Origin of the sequence: Streptomyces sp. cg40 (genome assembly GCF_050320165.1) — a bacterium.
In the GTDB taxonomy this organism is placed as follows: Bacteria; Actinomycetota; Actinomycetes; order Streptomycetales; family Streptomycetaceae; genus Streptomyces; species Streptomyces hokutonensis.
This window is the reverse complement of the sequence record NZ_CP190128.1, coordinates 2,045,961-2,065,171: the sequence shown is the minus strand read 5'-3', so window position 1 is coordinate 2,065,171 and position 19,211 is coordinate 2,045,961. Positions and strand designations below refer to the sequence as shown.

Below are 19,211 nucleotides of genomic sequence, written 5' to 3'. Positions count from 1 at the left end.
CAGAGAAGGAATTGCCATGCCCGTCGTGCCGCCAGGGCCCGCGCTGTCCAGACACACCGTGCTCGTCGTCGAGGACGACGCCAGTATTCGTACCCTGCTCACTTCCGCCCTGCATGCCGCCGGATATGCGGTGAGCACCGCTGAAACCGGTCAGGCCGCCATGTTCGAAGCGGGCCGCGGCCAGCCTGACCTGATCGTGCTGGACGTGGGTCTCCCGGACCTCGACGGCTTTGCGGTGACCCGTCACCTGCGCGCGGAGGGCGTCTACACGCCCGTGCTGTTCCTGACGGCCCGTACCGACATCGAGGACCGCATCATCGGCCTCAGTTCCGGCGGCGACGACTACGTCACCAAACCGTTCCATGTGCAGGAAGTGCTGCTGCGCATCCGCGCCATCCTGCGGCGCAGCGACATGCCGCCGGGCGGCGCGCCCAGACGGCCCCCGTTGCGATACGAGGATCTGGTGCTGGACGAGGAGACGCACGAGGTGCGGCGGGCCGGCCTGCTCATCCAGCTGTCGCCTACCGAGTTCCGTCTGCTGGTCTGTCTGCTGGCACAGCCGGAGCGAGTCGTGGGCAAGAAGGAGATCCTTTCCCAGGTCTGGCACTACGACTTCGCGGGCGACGCCCGCATCGTCGACACGTACGTACGCAATCTGCGACGCAAGATAGACCGGTTCGAACCCCACCTCATCCAGACGATACGGGGTGTCGGGTACTGCCTGCGGGCCGCTCACGACACACGGGGAGCGGCGGCGCTATGAGCCGATGGCCGCGACGGTTGAAGCCGCGCTCGCTGCGTGCCCGGCTGGTTCTCGGCACCACGCTGCTGGCCACTTCGGCGGTCCTGCTCTGCCAGGCTGCGGGGCTCGCCCTGCTCCATACCTGGCTGACGGACCAGGTCGACGGGCGGCTCACCCGCTTCCAACCGTTGACGAGGCTCTACCGGGACGTGGTCGACGGCCGTACGGCGACAGGGGAGGCTGCCGGGAGCGACGATCTGCCGTCGGACTACCGGGTGTACTTCTATGACAGCGGCGGGCACAGGCTGGCCCTGTCGCTGAATGGCGACGGAGGCAGCGCCGGGCCCCGGCTGCCCTGGGCGGAATCGGCACTCGGCCTGAAGAACGGCCGGCCCGCCACGGTTGCCGCGACCGACGGCGGCAGCACGTGGCGGGTGATCGCCCGGTCAGGCGTCGACGGCACCAGGGTGGTCGTGGCACTGCCTCTGAACGAGGTGGACGAAGCGACCTCCAGGATGCTGTGGTTCAGCATCGTCGTAGGGGTGGCCGTCGCGGCAGGCGTCATCCTTTTCGGCAGCCTCGTGGTGCGCTTGGGGCTGCTGCCACTGGCTCGGGTCGAGCAGACCGCCCGGCGTATCGCCGACGGCGAGTTGCAATTGAGCGTTCCGGACCGTCACGCGGTTACCGAGGTCGGCCACCTCAGCCGCGCGTTGAACACCATGCTCGACCGGCTGCGCACCGCACTGCACCGCGCCGAGACGTCCGAGCAACGGCTCCGCCGATTTCTGGCGGACGCCGGCCATGAGCTGCGCACACCGCTCACCTCACTGCAGGGCTTCGCCGAACTCCTCGAACAGGAGCCGGGGATGAGTGCGACAAGGCGCCAGGAGGCACAGCAACTGATCGTGCGGAATGCCGAACGCATGAGCCATCTTGTCGACAGCCTGATCCAGTTGGCGAGGTTGGGTGACGTGCCCGCGGCGCAGTGGCAGTCCGTCGACCTGCTCTCTCTGGCTGCCGACAGCATCGCTGCCGTCGCCGTGCGCCATCCCGACCGCAGCATCGCCCTCGGCGCCCTTGGGGCCCCGGGGGACGATTCCCGCGACGCCGAGCTGGACATCGTCGACGCCGTCGGCGACCCCCATCAGCTTGCGCAGATCCTGTCGAATCTCCTCACCAACGCATGCGCCCATACCCCGCCGGGGACGCGGATCCAGGTCCGCGTCGGCACTCTCCATGTCCGGCCGAACGCTGAGGGCACGGATCTGCCGGGCCGTATCAGCGCCAACCCGCCACTGAGCCCCGGTACCCGTGTGTGTGTCGTCGAGGTCGCCGATGACGGGACCGGACTTGCCGGGGCGGACGCGCGGCGGGTCTTCGAGCGCTTCTATCGCGCGGCCTCCGCCGAGCGGGCCACGGCGGGTTCCGGCCTGGGGCTGGCGATCGCCTCCAGCGCCGCGGAGGCCAACGGCGGGCGTCTGGAGCTCGACACCCGGCCGGGTGGGGGCTGCACGTTCCGGCTGCTGCTGCCGCACCAGCCCGCCGCCAGGTCCGCACAGCACCCCCAGGGACGGGCACGTCCACCGCTGCCCGTGCCAACTCCCAGCACCTGACGATGACCGACCGCGTTTCCGGCATCGTCCTCATCGAGCGAAGGAGTTCCACCGGTGAAACTCAGCACCGTACGACTGGGACGAGACCGTACGGCCGCCGCGCGTCTGCAGAAGAAGCACTGTGTGGTGCTGCCCTACCGGGACGTCGGGGCGCTGATCGCGTCCGGTGACGGCTGGCAGGACCGAGCTGCCGCCGAGTCCGGAGAGCGGCACAGGCTGGACGACATCTCCTACGGGCCGCTCATCGTCCAGCCGGGCAAGATCGTCAGCGTCGGCTCCAACTTCGCTGCCCGTGTACGGGAGACGGGGCAGCCTCTCCCAACCGTCCCCGTGCTCTCCGTGCGGGAGGGCGCGAGTACTGTCGGCGCCCACGACGACATCCGCCTGCCGACCGTTGAGAAGGAACTCGACTGGGGCGTGGAGCTGGCCCTGGTGATCGGGCGCCGGGCCTGTGGGGTGACGGCCGAGACCGCCCTGAGCCACGTCGCGGGCTACACCGTGCTCAACGATGTCACCGTACGTAGTGGCCCGGACGCCGATCTTGGATCCGGGCCTTCCGCAGCCGTGGCCACCGCGGTGGGGCCTGCCCTGATCACGGTCGAGGACGTGCCGACGGGCGGTCGGGGGCTGACGATGAACGGCCTGGTCGACGGAAGAGTCAGGCAGAAGGCGAACACCTCGGAACTGATCTTCGACGTTGCCACGGTCATCGCTCATGCCAGCACTGTCGTCACCCTGCTGCCGGGCGACCTGATCACGACCGGAACGCCGGCCGGATCGTTGACGGGCCGCGCATCCGGGGCGAGCCTTCGCCCGGGAATGGAAGTGGTCACCGCGATAAAAGGCGTGGGCGAACTCCGGAACACAGTGGTGCGGTCGTTCTCGCAGTGAACCGTGGGAGCAGTTTCGGCCATTGATCTGACTCCCCGTCAGTTCCCTGTCTTCTCTCCCCACCCCCACAGGCGAGACGGCAACAGTGGAGCCGCGGCCCTGGACCAGGGCCCCGAGCCGCAGTCTGCCGTCCCCTCATGCCTGAGGAAGCCATGACTCCCACCCCCCACCTCACCACGTCCGATGTCCGCACCGAGCGTCCGGCCCAGTTCCAGCACGTCGAGCAATCCCAGCTCCCGTACACCGGGACCGCGACAGTGGACATCGTCGTGCCTGTCTACAACGAGGAACGCGCCCTGCCCGGATGCCTGCGCACGCTCCACGCGCGCCTTTCCCGGGGCTTCCCCTTTCCCTGGCGGATCACGGTCGCGGACAACGCCAGCACCGACGCCACCCTCGCCACCGCACGCCGCCTCGCGGACGAGCTGCCCGGTGTCAGCGTCGTCCACCTGGATCGCAAGGGCCGCGGGCTCGCCCTGCGCACCGTCTGGGGCGCCAGCGACGCCGACATCGTCGCGTACATGGACGTGGACCTGTCCACCGGCTTGGACGGGTTGCTTCCGCTGATCGCGCCGTTGGCCAGCGGCCACTCGGACCTCGCGATCGGCTCCCGGCTGGCTCCCGGAGCACGCACGGTGCGCGGCCCGCGCCGTGAGTTCGTCTCCCGCTGCTACAACGGCATCATCCGGCTCACGCACGGAGTCCGTTTCACCGACGCACAGTGCGGATTCAAGGCCGCCCGTACGGAGGTGCTCCGTCCGCTGCTGCAGGTGACCCGTGACGAGGCATGGTTCTTCGACACGGAGCTGCTCCTGCTTGCCGAGCACAACGGACTGCGGATCCACGAGGTGCCGGTCGACTGGGTCGAGGACGTCGACACGCGGGTGGACGTGGTGAGCACCGCCACGGACGACCTGCGTGGCCTGTGGCGCATGGCGCGGCTCAAGGCCTCCGGCGACGCCCGGGCCGACATACGCCCTCGCCCCGACCCGGCCGCCGAGCACCCCGACGCCGTCCTCGCCCCTTCGACGCGACGCGGTGTGCTCTCGTGGGAGGTGGGATGTTTCGTCGCGATCGGCATTGCTTCCACGATCGGGCAGGCCCTTCTGTACTGGCTGTTGCGCGGCTGGTGGTCACCTGCTGTCGCCAACCTGGTCTCCCTGCTCTTCCTCACCGTCCTCAACACCGAGGCGAACCGACGGCTCACCTTCCGCCACTCCGCGGCTCCGCCCGCCCGTGTGCACCTCGGTGCCGGGGGCCTGTTCGTCCTCGGCTACCTGGTCACCTCAGGGGCGGTGCTGTGGTTCAAACAGCTCGCCCCCGGTGCCTCACCGGCCGCGGAGACCGCGGTCCTCGCCGCGGCGTCCGTCGTCGTCACCTGTGTCCGCTTCGCCGTGCTGCGGCTGGCCGTCTTCCGCGGCCCCGGCCGCCGTACCCGCTGATGAGAGCGAATCCCGACATGAGCAATTCCGCGCACATCATGCCCGTCCCTACGGCGTCAGCGGACGACGGGAACACCACGGGTAAGTCTGTCCGCTTGCTGCCCGGCTGGGCGGCACCCGCGGCTCTCGCAGCCGTCCTCGTGCTCGCGACCGTCCTGTACGCATGGGCACTGGGTTCCCTGGGGTGGGGCAACAGCTACTACTCGGCGGCCGTGAAGTCGATGGGGCAGAGCTGGACCAACTTCCTCTTCGGCTCCTTCGACCCGGCGGGCGTGGTCACGGTCGACAAGCCGCCGGCCGCGCTGTGGCCGCAGGTGATCAGCAGCAAGATCTTCGGGCTGCACGGCTGGGCGCTGATCCTGCCCCAGGTCCTCGAAGGCGTGGCCGGGGTGCTGGTACTGCACCGCACCGTGCGTCGTTGGGCAGGAGAGGGCGCGGCACTGCTCGCCGCTCTGGTGTTCACCCTGACACCCATCACCGTGGCCATCAACCGGGACAACAACCCCGACACACTGCTGGTCCTGCTGCTGGTGTCGGCGGCGTACGCGCTCACCCGGGCACTGCAGGCCGAAGGGCGGGCCGCGACCTGGTGGCTGTGCGCGAGCGGGTTCCTGATCGGGTGCGGCTTCCTCACCAAAATGCTCGCCGCCTGGATGGTCATTCCCGCGTTCGCCGTCGCCTGGCTCGTGGGAGGAAGCGGCGCCTGGATACCGCGAGTGCGGCGTCTGCTCGGCGCGGGGGCCATCCTGGCGGCGTCCTCCTTGTGGTGGGTCGTCATGGTCGCGCTGTGGCCTGGCGACCGCCCGTACATCGGCGGCAGCAAGGACGGCTCTGCCTGGGATCTCGTGATCGGCTACAACGGGCTGGGCCGAGTCTTCGGCTCAAGCGACGGAACGTCCCAGACGATGGGCGGATTCGCCGGTGGATTCGGCGGTCAGTCGGGCCTGGGCCGGTTGTTCAACGCGCAGGTGGGCGGTCAGATCAGTTGGCTGCTGCCGGTCTGCGTGCTGGCTCTGGCTGTTGCTGTCGCCTGCGCGGTCCTGCGCCGCCGGGGCAGGCTGACCGACTCCGCCGTGCTGCCGTCCTCCGGCTGGCTGCTGTGGGGGACCTGGCTGGTCGTCTGCGCGGCCGTGTTCTCGACGCAGAAGGGCATCTTCCACCCCTACTACACCACCCAACTTGCCCCGGCGATCGCTGCCTTGTGCGGCGGGCTCATGGCCGCCCTGATCCGCGTCCGCCGCGAATTTCCGCGCTGGGTGCCGTTGGTCGGCGTGGCGGCGGTAGTGGCGAGCGCGGCCTGGGCCGTGGCGCTCATCCGCCGCGAGCCCGACTGGAACGGCTGGCTGATGTGGCCTGTACTTCTCGCCGGCTGCGCTGCGGTTGCGCTGCTGTTGCTCTCGCGACGCCGTGCCCGACTGCTCATTGCTGCCGTGGGCGCAGCGATCGTATCGGTCTTGCTGGCCCCGGGAGCGTGGGCGGTGACCGTGCCCGGCTCGACCAACATGGGGGGCTCCAATCCGACGGCCGGCCCATTGACGTTCGGCTTCGGCGGAGGCGGCCGTATGCCCCAGCAGGGCTCGAACGGCGGGAACCTTCCGTCGGGCATGCCGTCAGGGATGCCGTCGAACATGCCTGGGCTCGTCGGCGGTGACGCCTCTTCGGGACAGTCCGGCGAGCCTTCGTCGGGAGGAATGCCATCCGGGATGCCTTCGGGCATGCCCACGCAGGGAGCGAACGGCGTGCCCGGAGGATCGGGCTCGGACACCAGCGACATACCTTCTTTGCCGAGCGAAGGCTCAGGGGGAGCGCCGAGCGGACGTGGCGGTTTCGGTGGCGATACGGAACTCACCGCTGACCAACGCAAGATCGTTCAGTACGCCGCCGAGCACGCACCCGATGCACGTATCAAGCTGGCGATCGAGGGCGGAGCCACCGTCGCCAGCGCTTTCATCCTGGGGACCGACGAGACCGTGATCGGCATGGGTGGCTTCACGAACAGCGACAACGCGCCGTCAGTGGCCCAATTGGAGAAGTGGACCAAGGACGGCGAACTACGCTACATCCTGGGCTCCGACACAAACGGCGGTGGTCTGCCGGCCCTGTCCGGCGGGTATACCAAGCAGCGCTCCGACTGGATCGCCGACCACTGCACAAAGGTGCCGGCGTCGGCATACGGCGGCACCTCCGGCACGTCGTCGCAGAACAACGGCGGAGGTGCGATGGGATTCGGGGGAGCCAACGTGCTCTATGACTGCGCCGCCAAATAACGGACGCAGCCAAGTCGCGGCCATCACACAGCAGAATGGGACCAGCACACGTCATGACCGAGCAGCCCGCAGCAGCGAGGCCGCAACGTCGGCTCCTCGTGGTTGAGGACGAGCCCAGCATCCGTACCTTGCTGGAGGCGACACTTCGTCTGACCGGATACGAGGTGAGCAGCGCCGACACCGGACAGGCGGCCCTCCTTGAGGTCGAACGCCTGGAGCCGCACCTGGTGTTGCTGGATGTGATGCTGCCCGATCTGGACGGCTTCGAGGTGACCCGCAGACTGCGGGCGGCAGGCAACGACTGTCCGATCCTGTTCCTGACCGCCCGCACCGGCACAGACGATCGCATCACCGGTCTGAGCGCCGGCGGGGACGACTACGTCGCCAAACCATTCAGCATCGAGGAGGTGCTGTTGCGCATCGAGGCCATTCTGCGTCGCACGGCGTCGGCCACCGAATGGCAGGTGGTGCAGAGTGTTCTGCGGTATGCCGACCTCGAACTCGACGAGGGCGCCCACGAGGTGCACCGCGCGGGTCAGTACATCGCCCTGTCACCGACCGAGTTCAAGCTCCTCGCCTACCTCCTGTCGAACGCGGGCCAGGTGGTGAGCAAGGTTCAGATCCTCGACCACGTCTGGAGCTACGACTTCGCAGGCGACTCCCGGATCATCGAAACGTACGTCAGGTACCTGCGCAGGAAGATCGACTGCTTCGATCCTCCACTGATCCATACCGTGCGTGGTGTCGGATACTGCCTGAGGCTTCCCCGCGACCAGCCCGGGCCGTCGGACCAGTGACAGGATTTTTGCCCAGACTGCCCAAGTCGCTGCGACGGCGTCTCGTCCTGGGCGTCACCGTGCTCGCCACTGCGGCAGTCCTGACCTCCCAGGCCATCGGTTATGTGGTCCTTCGATCCTGGCTGGTGGACCGGGTGGACGAGCAACTCGTCGAGTTCCATCCTCCGGCACCCGCTTTCTACGACGCGCTCGCCGGCACGCTCCCGGACCCGGGGGAAAGCTCGGAGGTGCTGCCCTCGGACTTCCATGTCTACTTCTACGACTCCACCGGGCGCCGACTGAACGACTCCCTGGGCACTGAGGCCAAGCCAGGACCTCGGTTGGCCGACAAGGCGCAGGATTTGGGACTGCGGGACGGCCACCCCGAGACCGTGGGCGCCATCAGTGGTGACGGCCGTTGGCGGGTGCTGCTGAACCCCGGTCCGGACGGCACGAGCGCGGTGGTCACCCTTCCTCTCGACACCGTCGACGGCGCCATGTCGAAGCTCCTGTGGCTGAACGCCGTGTTGCTCGCGGTCACGGTCGTCGCCCTGATTGCCCTGGGCCGGTGGGTGGTTCGTCTGGGTCTGCTGCCATTGACCAGAATGGAACGGACGGCACAGGACATCACCGCAGGCCAGCTTGATCTGAGGTTGGCCGACACCGATGTACGGAGCGAGATCGGACGGCTTGGCCGGGTGCTGAATTCCATGCTGGACCGCCTGCAGAAGGCGTTGTTGGCGCGAGAGGCCTCGGAGGCCCGACTGCGCCGCTTCGTCGCGGACGCCGGGCACGAACTGCGCACTCCGCTCACGGCGATCCAGGGCTACGCCCAGCTCGCCCTTCGCCCGGAGCAGCGCCCGGACGAGGAACGGCAGGAGGCCAACCGGTTCATCGCACAGAATGCGGAACGCATGAGTCTGCTCGTCGACGACCTCCAACTGCTCGCCACACTGGACAAGGAACCTTCGTACCGGCGAGAGCCGGTCGACCTGTTGTCCCTTGCGGCGGACGCTGTCAGCGCGGTCGCAGTCCACAGCGAGTCCCACCGCGTCGACCTCGGCCCGCTGCTGACCCCGGCCGATCCCACCGGCTCCGACGAACTCGACCTTGCGGAGACCGTCGGAGACCCGCACCGATTGCGTCAGATCCTCGAGAACCTTCTGTCGAACGCCCGCACCCACACCCCACCCGGTACTCGCGTCCACGTACGAGTAGGCACGACCCGGGCAGGCCCACGCACCGGCGGAACCGACCGTCCCGGACGTTTCACGGCCTCAGCGCCCCTGCCGGAGAGCCTCCCGATCAGCGTGATCGAGGTGGTCGACGAAGGGCCGGGCCTCGACCCCGTCGAAGCCGCGCTCGTTTTCGAGCGCTTCTACCGTGCCGACCCCGCCCGCTCACGCATCCACGGCGGCAGCGGCCTCGGCCTGGCCATCGCCGCGACCATTGCCGAGGGTCACGGCGGCCGCCTCGAACTCGACACCGCCCCGGGCCGAGGCTGCACCTTTCGACTGGTCCTCCCCTCAGCCGACTCCTGTCGGGAGCGTCGCTGACGTACATGTCTCGTGTGTCGGGCTATGCAGGGAAGGACGGCTCGTGGCGAGTGTGTGACCGGCGTCCCTCAACGGAGGGGAGCGGAAGGGGGACGGACGGCGGCAGGCCTTGACGGGGGGAGCCGTCCGGTCAAGAGCAGTACGTCGACGGCGAACGGATCCGCACCGGCAGCGAGGGCCCGTCTGGCACGGTGCCGTCCCGCCATGCTCCCTGCCCACCCCAGCAGGAAGGCTGCGGGTACGGAGACCATGGCGGGGTTGCTCTGGCTGAACCATGCGAAGTCGACCGTCGGGACGAGCGCTGTTGGACCACCCGACACGGCGGGAGAGAACAGGTACAACCCGATGGTCAGCGATGTTCCGCCGTAGATCGTCCACAGGAGTCCTGTCTTGTTGAACCGGCTCCAGTAGAAGGTGTACAGGAGGGCGGGTGCCACGGTCGACGCGGCCACGGTCGTAGCGAGCTGGGCAAGGAAGCTGGCGGAGTGCCCCTGGGCGATCACCGCGAGTGTGATGCCCAAGGCGCCGAAGAGGGCCACGGCGAGGCGAGCGGTGATCAGTTCGTTCGGCGGGCCCGACTGCCTGTTCCGCGTGATGTGCTGGTGGGCGTCGCGCGCGAGGGCGCCGGCTGCGGCCAACGTGGTGCCGCCCACCACCGACAGAATGCACAGGAACAGCGCACAGGCGACTGCAGTGAAGAGGAGGCCGCCGAGGCCGTCGTTCGCACTGCCTGTCAGGCTGCGTGTCAGGAGCATCAGCGCGCCGTCGCCATTTGCCTGGTCGCCGAAGATCTGGCCGGCGCCGATCCGTGCCGCGGCCGCGAACCCCAGCAGCACCACGGCGGCGCACAGGAAGGCGACGACACCGGCTGCGTACCGAATGGAACGTCGTGCTGTGGCGGTGTCCTTCATCGCATAGACCCGGTTGAGGACATGGGGCATGCAGGCGCTGCCCAGAATCAGCGCGAGCTGACCTCCCGCGAAGTCGAGACGTGAAGAGCTCCCGACGCCGATCATGCCGCCAGTACGCAGGTAGTTGTTCGGATGGGTGCTGCCTTTGGCAGCGGCCTCGATCAGGGCATCGACGTCTCCGTGGAAGGTCCAGACGACGGAAGCGCAGAGCACGAGCATTGCCGCCCCGATCACCGTGGCCGCCAGTACCTGTACCGAGGTGAGCCCCTTGGCACCGCTGAGCACACCGCAGGTGACGACCAAACAGCCGACCAGCACGGTGCACAGCTTCTGGATGCCGATACCAGTGAAACCGAGCAGAGAAGCGGTGACACTGCCCGCAGCCATCAGCTGGACGATCAGGAACGGAGCTGTGACGGCGAGAGTGGCCACCGCGGCGGCGATCCGGGGGGCTGTTCCAGAGGCCCGCAGTGCGAAGAGGTCCCCCAAAGTACAGGCGCCGCTCAGCCGGATGGGCCGGGCCAGGAGAAGGAGCATTCCGAGGGAAAGGAACATACTGGTCGCCAGGGTGATGCCGTCGAATCCCGCGGTCGCCACCACGCCGGTGACGGTGAGCAGCAGCGAGGTCGACGTGAAACTGCCGGCCAGTGCCAGTCCGCTCTTCCACGCCGGCAACGTCCGATCGCCGGTGTAGAACTCTCGCGCGGAGTGTTCGTCCAGACTGGAGAAGACCGTCAGGAAGAGCGTCAGCATCATGAACAGCATGAATCCGAGCAGGACATTCGTGTCCCCGGTGGCGGCCGCGTGCAGGGTTCCGTGAGTCATCTCGCGACTCCCCTGACCGACCCGTCGGCGTCCATCGCCTCTGCCTCGTACCGTGCGTAGGCCCACTGCCAGGGATCCAGGATGCGTGCGCAGCGACGGTCGAAGCGGCGGGCCGAGCCCAGCAGGACGGCCGCCTGGACGAGGTAGAGCAACAGCCCCACTGTCACTTGGGTTCCGGGCAGCCGACGGGCCAGCAGATCACCGGCCGTCGCGCCCAGGACGATCGTGACGGCAAGCACGATCACGTTGGACGTCAGGAAGACCCGGTCCAGTCGGAACGCCTGCTGCCGCGCCTGCCGCAGTGCCGGCGAGCTGTCGCGATGGGCCCCGGGCGCGGGTGGGCGGGGTCTGTGAGGCATCGGTCTTCTCCTGATCGGTGGGCGAGCGTTGGAGGAATACCGGGGGCGAACGCCCCAGGGGTGATGCGCGTAGTTGGCTGTCACGCGTCCATGACGGGCTGATGCGGTTGGTCCGCCGCCGGAACCGAGGTCTGGGTCTCGTCCTTGGCCGTGTCCGCGGTCTGCTCAGGACGCGGGTAGCGAGGCAGAGCGAAGGTCAGCAGAAGGCCGAGCAGACCCGCGCCGAGCAGGGCGAACAGAGTCGTGTCGTACCCGCCGGTCTGTTCTGCCGTGCGTTGTGCCAGGACCGGGATCAGTCCGACACCCACCAGAGTGACCAGCCCGAGCGTCATGCCCTGGATTTGTCCGAAGTCCCGCAGTCCGAAGTAACGCCCCACCAAATAGGGGCCGATGGTGGATTCGGCGCCGATCACCGCGCCGAGAAGTCCCATGGAGAGGAACAGCGCCCACTGCCCTCCCCTCGCGGCGAAGACCACGGCGGTGCCCACCACGAGGCACAGGACGAAGGGAGCGAAGGCGCGCGGGGCCTTCGAACGGTCAAGGACCACACCGGCGAGGATCTGTCCGGCGATCGACGCCACCAGCAGGACCGACACCGACAGAGAGACGTCCGCGGCCGAGTAACCGCGGTCGTGGAAGAGGGATACGGCGTTCAGTCGCACGCTCATCCCCACGCCGGCGACAAGGACGAGCACGGCCGCCAGGACGAGCCATGCCCGCGTGCGCAGGGCGGTGGTGAAAGGTATGCCGGGCAACTGCTCGCGCAGAGGCGGCTGTTCCGCATCGGTTTCTCCGCCGGCCTCGCGCGGAGCCGGTACGGGTTCGGAGAGCAGGAAGAGCTGGGCCGGAAAGACGATCAGCAGGATGCTCGCCGCCAGGAGCAGATAGGTCGTCCGCCAGCCGAGACCGTCGACGGAGAGCTGGCACAGCGGCGCGAGGATGGCGCCACCCAGGCTGGACGCGGCGCCGATGAACAGGGAGTAACCCGAGCCGCGGTGTGCCGGGAACCACTCGGAGACGACCTTGTAGACAACGCCGAGAATGGCGACGTACCCGAGGAGCGTGAACGCCAGCAGGGCCAGGAGCAGTTGAGCGGTACTCGCTCCGACGACGGCGACGACCGCGGTGGCAAGGGCGTACAGCGCGGTGCCCGGTATGGCGATGCGGCGGGCGCCCCATCGGTCGACCCAGCGTCCGGCGAGAGGGAGGACGAGGGGCGCGAGCATCGTCGGGACGTTGAAGACCGTCAGGGTCTGCGACTGTGACCAGCCGAAGTCCCGGGCAACCGGTTCGACGAGGAACGTGGTGGTCGTGACAAGGGCGGCGGGGCTGAGGGCCATGGCCAAAGTGCACGCCGCAGCCGCCTTCCAGGCCGATGGTGGGTAGCGGCGCAGGGTCGTGAGGTAGTCGCGCAAGGCTGTCTTCGCGGAAACGGGTTCATCGATGGGCCGCAAGGGGTTCGGGCCGGACCGGGTGACGGACATCGGCGTCCTTCCTCGGATGGGCGGGGGCGCCCGCCGTCGGCCTGGAACTCGGCCAAGGTCCTGGACGGCTGCGCGGAGGCACGGGATGCGCCAGATGCTGCACTGTACGGTTCAGTGCAGTCGGTGCGTCAATACCTCTGCGCCATGGTTCTTTCGCGAATCCGTCAGCTCCCGCCGCGGTCGGCGCGCGGCGGGACGGGGAGAAGCGCCTGAGTCACCCGGAGACCGAGGAGGAGTGCGCATTCGAGGGCATGACCAAGAATCCGCTGCCGGGAGTCTGCGATCCGGCAGCGGAGTGAGCGGCCGAATGTGTCAGCGTGTCTCTGGCTGTGCGGTCCATGGAAAGACGTCGCCGGCTGCGCGGAGCGGTGCTTCGGGCAGGGCGGCGGAGTCCTGGGATCGCAGGGCGCGCAGGAAGAGGGTCGTCGTCCAGCGGGCGTGCGCGGTGAGTCGGGCCGTGTCGCGGCAGGGCTCCGGGCTCAGGAGGGCGTCCATCTGCAGACCGGCTGCCGCCATGCGCACGAACAACGCGGCGTACGCGTGGACGTCCGGCACGGTGTACCCGTGCTGCTGGGCGTCCTCCAGGAGCGTTGCGGCCACGACATCGACGATGTGTGGCACCCCGAGCGCGCGCATCGCCTCGGCCAGTTCGGGGCGCCGGGTCGTCTCGGTGGCCTGAACGCGGATCAGGGCGAGGTACTGCGGGGCGGTCGTAGCCTCGAGGAGTTTGGTGATGATGTGCGTCAGTCTCTCCTGCGGGTCGTCGACGGACGAAAGCATTGCTTGGTCCAGGTCGAAGTCCAGAGATGAGCTGCCGCGCTCGATAACGGCACGGAAGAGCTCCACTTTGTCGCCGAAGTGGGCGTAGACGGTGGTCTTCGAGACGCCTGCCTGGGCTGCCACGACGTCCATCGACGTCTGGTCGAAGCCGCGGGCGAGGAACACCTCCACGGCCGCGTCGAGTACGGCCTCCCTCTTGCCCCGGGATCCCGTCGTCTTTCCGGGGCGTCCCTTGACCGTCATTTCGCTCCTCCTGGGGCTGCTGACCCGGCATGTGCCCGTATTGCCTCGCCTGTTGACCTGCGTGTGACCCTACCGTACGGTCAATGGTGTACTGGACGGTGCAGTGCAGTTAATTGCGTATGAGCACACCAGCCACTGAACCCCGAAGGAGCAGTCCTATGAGTGACCAGCATCCGTTGTCTTCCGTGGTATCGCGGCAGGTCGAGGCATCGCCGGGTGGCCGCGGGCGGGTGATCCGAGACGCGGCGCGCGGCCTTGGCCCACTCCTGCGGAGGAACGCCTTGGAGGGAGAGGGGATCGGCGCTCTGGCTCCCGAAACGCTACAAGCGATGCACGAGGCCGACGTTTTCAAGATCATGCTCCCTCCGGAACTCGGTGGCGACGCCCTCGGGGCACGGGACACCGTCGAGGTCGTCGCTGCCCTGGCAGAGGGGGACGGTGCGGCGGCATGGACCGTGTTCGTGGCCGGCGGCATCCGCAACCTGCTCGGTTTCCCTGAGCAGACCGTCGAGGAAGTGTTCAAGGAGGTCGACACCTGGGTCGGGCCCCTGGCGGTGGGTGCCTCGGTGTTCTCGCCCGTCGTGGGCTCGGCCCGGGCGGTGGAAGGGGGCTTCATGGTCTCCGGAAAGTGGGCGTTCGGCAGCGGCTGCAAGCATGCCGCCTGGGCGGTCGTCGGTGTGGGATACGAGGACGCCAAGGGGCATCCGCGCCGTGCGATGGCGCTCTTGCGGCGCGAGCAGTTCACGATCCTGGACGACTGGCATGTCATGGGCCTGAAGGGCTCGTCGAGCAACGGCATCGCCGTCGAGGGTGAGGTGTTCGTCCCGGAGCACCGCTGCCTCGACATGGCGGATCTCCCCGCCACCATGAACGGCGTCCGTGAGCGCTACTCGGGTCTGGGATTCCTCAACGGCGCGCGGGCGCTGATGCTCGTCACCTGTCTCAGCAACGTCGCGATCGCCCTCGGCATGGCGCGTGGCACGCTGGAGTGTTTCGCCGAGCAGGCCAGGGTGCGCAAGCCGTTCAACCTGCCCTACCCGACGGTGGCGGACATGCCGTCGACCCAGGTCTCCGCGGGAACGGCCCGCGCGATGATCAACGCCGCCGAAGCGGTGATCCTCCGCCATGCCGATGAGGTGGATCGCCGGGCGCTGGCGGGGGAGGATTTCACTGCTGCGGAGGAGTCCGAGATCACCATGGATCTCGTGTACGCCGTCCGGCTGTGCGCGGAGGCGATCGACCGACTCCAACTCACCCTCGGCTCCTCCACGGTGAGCCTGAAGAACCCCATCCAGCGCTTCGCACGGGACGTGCGTGTGCTGGCGACCCACGGAGCCATCCGGTTCGATCCGATGGCGGAGATCAGCGGCCGTCAGGTCCTGGGGCTGGAGCCGTTGTCCATGTTCGCGGGTGGCGTGCCGCAGGTCGGCTGAGTCCGGCACGGTGACCGACAGAAAGGAAGTGATCTCAATGGTGCACAGTCAGCGAGGCGACCGCCTGCTGCGGGGCGAGGCCAACGGTGGCGAGCGGCGCCTGAAGTCGGCGACGTCCCTGGATGAGAAGACACTGCGAGAGGCGTTCGGCTGCTTCCCCAGCGGGGTGATCGCGATATGCGGGATGGAGGGCGGCGACCCGGTGGGCATGGCCGTGAGCTCTTTCACCTCGGTATCTCTCGCGCCCCCGCTGGTCTCGGTCTGCCTCCAGACCTCGTCGCGTACCTGGCCCAGGCTCAGGACATTGTCCCGGCTGGGGCTGAGCGTACTGGGCGAGGGACAGGACGATGTGTGCCGCGCGCTGGCGGGCAGGGACGAGGACCGCTTCTCGGAGGTTGGCTGGGAGGAGGAGCAGGGCGCGGTGTTCGTCCATGGGGCCGTCACCTGGTTCGACTGCACACTGCGCGCGGAAGTGCCTGCCGGTGACCACGCGATCGCCCTGTTGGAGGTGGGGCACCTGTGGACGGTGCCGGCAGCCAACCCGTTGGTCTTCCACGCCAGTAGGTTCCGGCGTCTGGACAGCGGTGAGCGGTCAGCGGTGCCTGCCTGACGTGCCCCCCGGACGCCTTGAAGATGACCTTGACGAAATGGAGTACCCCCATGCCTCCGTCACCCGATTCCGTGACCGCCGCCAACAAGCGCCTGGTGGCCGACTTCTTCAATACCGTTGTCGCCACTCGAAATGTCGACGCGGTCCGTGAATACGTCGCCGAAGACTTGGTGCAACACGGCGCGGACGTCTCGGACGGTGTGCAGGCCTATACCGCATATCTGAGCGATCGCCTTCGCGGTGAGACCGGGTCCTCGGGGGTGGGTGTCACCTTGCCGCCGACACCTGTCTTCACGATTGCTGACGACGACCTGGTCTGCGTTTGCCGCTACCTGCCGCAGCCCGACCCCGACCTTGCCGGAGCCACGTTCGACTACTACACGTTCACTACCTTCCGAGTCCGCGACGGGCGGATCACCGAGCGGTGGCCCTCCGTCAACAAGATTGCCCTTCCGCAGCCGCCGGCATCGGACACGCCCTCACGCGCGGTCGTCGTGGGGACGTCCTCTCAGAGCGACACCGACGCACACAAACGCCTGGTGCGCGATTTCTACCGCTGCATTTTCGATGCCCAGAACCCCGGCGCCGTCAAGGACTTCGTCACGGAGGACTACCGGCAGCACAGCTCCCTGTACCCGGCCGGCCGCGCAGGGCTGGAGAAGTTCGTGCGCAACCAATTCCCCAACGGTCCTCTACCGACGCCGGCCGAGCCGCTCAACCCTCCGGTGTTGCTCCTTGCGGAAGGAGACATCGTGGTGTGCGCCGGGCTCATGCCCCAACCGGACCCCGACGTCAGCGGTGGGATGTATCCGTACTTTGTCTACGACGCCTTCAGGGTGCGCGACGGGCTGCTTGCCGAACACTGGAGCGGCGTCAACAAGGCGGCTCCGCCCCAGCATCCCGTGCCGCCTCCGCGCTCGCGCGGCTGACCTTCACCTTTCCAGCGTTGCCCGCTCCTCACTGACAAGAAAGGCCCCACCATGCCCAAACTGCACGTCGTGGTCGGCAGTACTCGCCCCGGCCGTCTCGCGCTGCCCATCGCCCAGTGGGCCGCGAAGGCCGCCGAGCAGCACGGCGGCTTCGACGTCGAACTCGTCGACCTGGCCGAGATCGGACTTCCGCTCCTCGACGAGCCCGCCCATCCGCGCACGGGCAAGTACGCCCACGAGCACACCCGTGTCTGGAGCGCCACGGTGGACGAGGCGGACGCCTTCGTCTTCGTGACGCCCGAGTACAACTACGGCCCCCCGGCCGCGCTGCTGAACGCGATTTCGTACCTGCACCAGGAGTGGCTGTACAAGCCCGCTGCCTTCGTCAGCTACGGCGGCGTGGCAGCCGGCCTGCGCTCGGTGCAGGTGCTCAAGCAGATAGTCACGACGCTGAAGGTGATGCCGATCCCGGAGGCCGTCGCGATTCCCTTCGTGTTCCAGCTCATCAAGGAGGGTCGCTTCGTGCCCACCCCGCCGCTGGAAGCGGCGGCCACGGACATGCTCGACGAACTGCTGCGCTGGACGGAACCGCTGCAGATTCTGCGCAAGAGCGCTGCGGAAGCGCCGAGCAAGGCGGTTCCTCCTATCGCTCCGTAATCTCGGGACGCGCGCATCGTTGTGAAAGGGGCCGACAGCGGAATCCGCTGTCGGCCCCTTGTCATGGGCGGGAAGTGGATCAGCCGGCTTCTTCGCCGAGCGCTGCGACCGCCTGGTCGAGGACGCTGCGATCCGCCCAGTTGCCGTGGAAACCGAACGGGACTCGACTGGGCAGCTTGACCCGGGCCAATGGGGTGCGGACCAGGTCGGAGGCGTCGTGGACGAGGAGTTCGGACAGTCCCGTGAGGCGGTTCCACCACAGGGACAGCAGATAGCCGTCGTCTTCGGAACGGGCGTTCTCCCGGGCGACGAAGACCGGTTCGCCGGGGTTGGTCAGCCCTGCGGGGCCTTCGACGACGCTGGTCGTGCCACGCAGGAAGTCATGCTTGGCCAGGCCGTCGCTCATGGTGTCCGCGGCGAGTGAGCGGGTGGTGACGAAGTAGCCGTAGCGATGTTCCAGGCCGGTGCGAGCGTCGTTGATGCGGGGAAACTCGCCGGCGAGGCCGCTGAGCATCTCCTCGGTTGCCTTGCCGGTGGTCAGATCCACACTCCAGCGGTGCGGCAGGGACGGCGGAAACCAGGAGTGCGAGGTGACGGGGGTGTCCAACTGGTCGGCGGGGGTGCCCAGCCGGGTGATGCGGTGCCCGTCGACGACGACCTGCCCGTCGCGCTCGTAGGCGTTGTAGAAGTGGGTGTTGGCCCAGTGGCCGCCCGCCTCGTGCCAGGTGACCTGATGGGTGCCGCGGTGCATGAGCACGATCTGCACACCGTGGGGAAGCGAGCCCTCGTCCCAGACGACACCTGGCTTGCCCTGCATGATGTGGTCGAGCCGGAACTGGGCCGGGGTGACGAAGAAGACCGCGTAGTTCTCAGTGACGGCGAAGTCGTGCATGAGCACGGGCACCTTGATGTCGAAGGTGTGGCTGTCGACGATATCGCCCGTCTTCACGTCTGCCCGGTACCAGGTGATGGTCGGGCCGGTCGCGGCGAAGAACAGCAGGTCGCCGGTGGCCGGGTCGGTCTTGAAGTGAGCCGTGCACAGTACGTCGATGCCGCCGTGGAAGTCGTAAGTGCCGTACGTCTCCAGCGTTTCCGGGTGCATGGAGTAGGGCAGGCCTCCCTCGAAGTAGACCAGCAGGTGGTCGTCGAAGATGCCGACGTTGGTGTTGGCGACGTTCTTGGCGGGCGGAGCGCCCTGGGGGAGCGGCGCAGTGCTGCCGCCGTTGGCGAAACCGCTGTAGACGGCGTGCCCTTGTTCGACTTCGAACTTCATGGAGTCGGTCATCACCCAGCGGGTGCGGTAGGCGGCCCGGCCGTCGCGCAGGTAGACGCCGCACACCATGCCGTCGCCTTCCCACCAGTGGTACCGCTCCGGATCGCGCGGTTGGAAGCGGGGGTTGGAGGAGATGCGGAACAACGCTCCGGCGAGGTCTGCGGGAATCTCGCCGACCACTTCCAGGTCGTAGGCGGCGTCTTCCTCCGTCCAGGGCCTGAAGGGCCCGCCCAGGAATTTGTTGCCGGGGGCCCAGTCGGCCGCGTCTTCGGTCCGGTGCGGGACTGGCGGTGTCGCCGCGGCGCGCGGTGCGATCGTCATCGGGTCCGGCGGAACCAGGCCGGGCCGAAGGGGGGTTGTGCTCATGGATGTGTCCAATGCGAGTGGCGGGATGGCGTTCCGGAGGGCGTACAGGGCACG

General features: G+C 68.0%; 16 protein-coding genes. 11 read left to right on the top strand and 5 right to left on the bottom strand.

The features are described from left to right. Window positions 1–16 precede the first annotated feature (16 nt). From ACQHII_RS09180 to ACQHII_RS09150, 7 genes are all read left to right on the top strand, one after another. Window positions 17–763 carry a response regulator transcription factor gene (locus ACQHII_RS09180; RefSeq protein ID WP_427918806.1) on the top strand — a complete coding sequence of 249 codons (747 nt, stop codon included), beginning with the start codon at window positions 17–19 and terminating at the stop codon, window positions 761–763. After that, window positions 760–2,355 (top strand): sensor histidine kinase, encoded by a 1,596-nt coding sequence (locus ACQHII_RS09175; RefSeq protein ID WP_427918805.1) that lies wholly within the window; start codon window positions 760–762, stop codon window positions 2,353–2,355. The genes ACQHII_RS09180 and ACQHII_RS09175 overlap by 4 nt, the downstream gene beginning before the upstream one ends. Before the next feature lie 54 nt (window positions 2,356–2,409). After that, window positions 2,410–3,246: a fumarylacetoacetate hydrolase family protein gene (locus ACQHII_RS09170; RefSeq protein ID WP_427918804.1), complete on the top strand. Its 837-nt coding sequence runs from the start codon at window positions 2,410–2,412 to the stop codon at window positions 3,244–3,246. A 152-nt stretch (window positions 3,247–3,398) separates the two neighbouring features. Next, on the top strand, window positions 3,399–4,688 hold the full coding sequence (locus tag ACQHII_RS09165) for a glycosyltransferase (RefSeq protein ID WP_427918803.1): 1,290 nt from the start codon (window positions 3,399–3,401) through the stop codon (window positions 4,686–4,688). Between the two features lie 17 nt (window positions 4,689–4,705). Next, window positions 4,706–6,955: a glycosyltransferase family 39 protein gene (locus tag ACQHII_RS09160; RefSeq protein ID WP_427918802.1), complete on the top strand. Its 2,250-nt coding sequence runs from the start codon at window positions 4,706–4,708 to the stop codon at window positions 6,953–6,955. 53 nt (window positions 6,956–7,008) lie between these two features. Further along, the gene (locus ACQHII_RS09155) at window positions 7,009–7,752 is read left to right on the top strand and encodes a response regulator transcription factor (RefSeq protein WP_427918801.1); all 744 of its coding nucleotides are present in this window, start codon (window positions 7,009–7,011) and stop codon (window positions 7,750–7,752) included. A gap of 8 nt (window positions 7,753–7,760) precedes the next feature. After that, window positions 7,761–9,287 (top strand): sensor histidine kinase, encoded by a 1,527-nt coding sequence (locus ACQHII_RS09150; RefSeq protein ID WP_427918800.1) that lies wholly within the window; start codon window positions 7,761–7,763, stop codon window positions 9,285–9,287. Between the two features lie 68 nt (window positions 9,288–9,355). Here the strand turns inward: ACQHII_RS09150 and ACQHII_RS09145 are convergent, their stop codons facing one another. From ACQHII_RS09145 to ACQHII_RS09130, 4 genes are all read right to left on the bottom strand, one after another. Further along, window positions 9,356–10,963, bottom strand: a complete 1,608-nt coding sequence (locus ACQHII_RS09145; RefSeq protein ID WP_427918799.1) for a sodium:solute symporter family transporter — start codon at window positions 10,961–10,963, stop codon at window positions 9,356–9,358. 56 nt (window positions 10,964–11,019) lie between these two features. Next, window positions 11,020–11,382, bottom strand: a complete 363-nt coding sequence (locus ACQHII_RS09140) for a hypothetical protein (protein WP_427918798.1) — start codon at window positions 11,380–11,382, stop codon at window positions 11,020–11,022. An 80-nt stretch (window positions 11,383–11,462) separates the two neighbouring features. Next, a complete protein-coding gene (locus ACQHII_RS09135) occupies window positions 11,463–12,722 on the bottom strand; it encodes an MFS transporter (protein WP_427918797.1) in 1,260 nt (419 codons plus the stop codon). A gap of 456 nt (window positions 12,723–13,178) precedes the next feature. After that, on the bottom strand, window positions 13,179–13,889 hold the full coding sequence (locus ACQHII_RS09130) for a TetR/AcrR family transcriptional regulator (RefSeq protein WP_427918796.1): 711 nt from the start codon (window positions 13,887–13,889) through the stop codon (window positions 13,179–13,181). Window positions 13,890–14,047: 158 nt separating this feature from the next. On the opposite strand from ACQHII_RS09130, the gene ACQHII_RS09125 reads away from it, so the two are divergent. From ACQHII_RS09125 to ACQHII_RS09110, 4 genes are all read left to right on the top strand, one after another. Then, complete coding sequence (locus ACQHII_RS09125) at window positions 14,048–15,322, top strand: acyl-CoA dehydrogenase family protein (RefSeq protein WP_427918795.1); 1,275 nt, start codon at window positions 14,048–14,050, stop codon at window positions 15,320–15,322. Window positions 15,323–15,359: 37 nt separating this feature from the next. Then, complete coding sequence (locus tag ACQHII_RS09120) at window positions 15,360–15,932, top strand: flavin reductase family protein (RefSeq protein ID WP_427918794.1); 573 nt, start codon at window positions 15,360–15,362, stop codon at window positions 15,930–15,932. Between the two features lie 71 nt (window positions 15,933–16,003). Further along, a complete protein-coding gene (locus ACQHII_RS09115; protein ID WP_427918793.1) occupies window positions 16,004–16,861 on the top strand; it encodes a nuclear transport factor 2 family protein in 858 nt (285 codons plus the stop codon). A gap of 51 nt (window positions 16,862–16,912) precedes the next feature. Further along, window positions 16,913–17,518 carry an NADPH-dependent FMN reductase gene (locus ACQHII_RS09110; RefSeq protein WP_427918792.1) on the top strand — a complete coding sequence of 202 codons (606 nt, stop codon included), beginning with the start codon at window positions 16,913–16,915 and terminating at the stop codon, window positions 17,516–17,518. 79 nt (window positions 17,519–17,597) lie between these two features. On the opposite strand, the gene ACQHII_RS09105 is transcribed toward ACQHII_RS09110, so the two are convergent. Then, window positions 17,598–19,157, bottom strand: coding sequence for a carotenoid oxygenase family protein (locus ACQHII_RS09105; RefSeq protein ID WP_427918791.1), 1,560 nt, complete (start codon window positions 19,155–19,157; stop codon window positions 17,598–17,600). Between the last annotated feature and the right edge of the window lie 54 nt (window positions 19,158–19,211).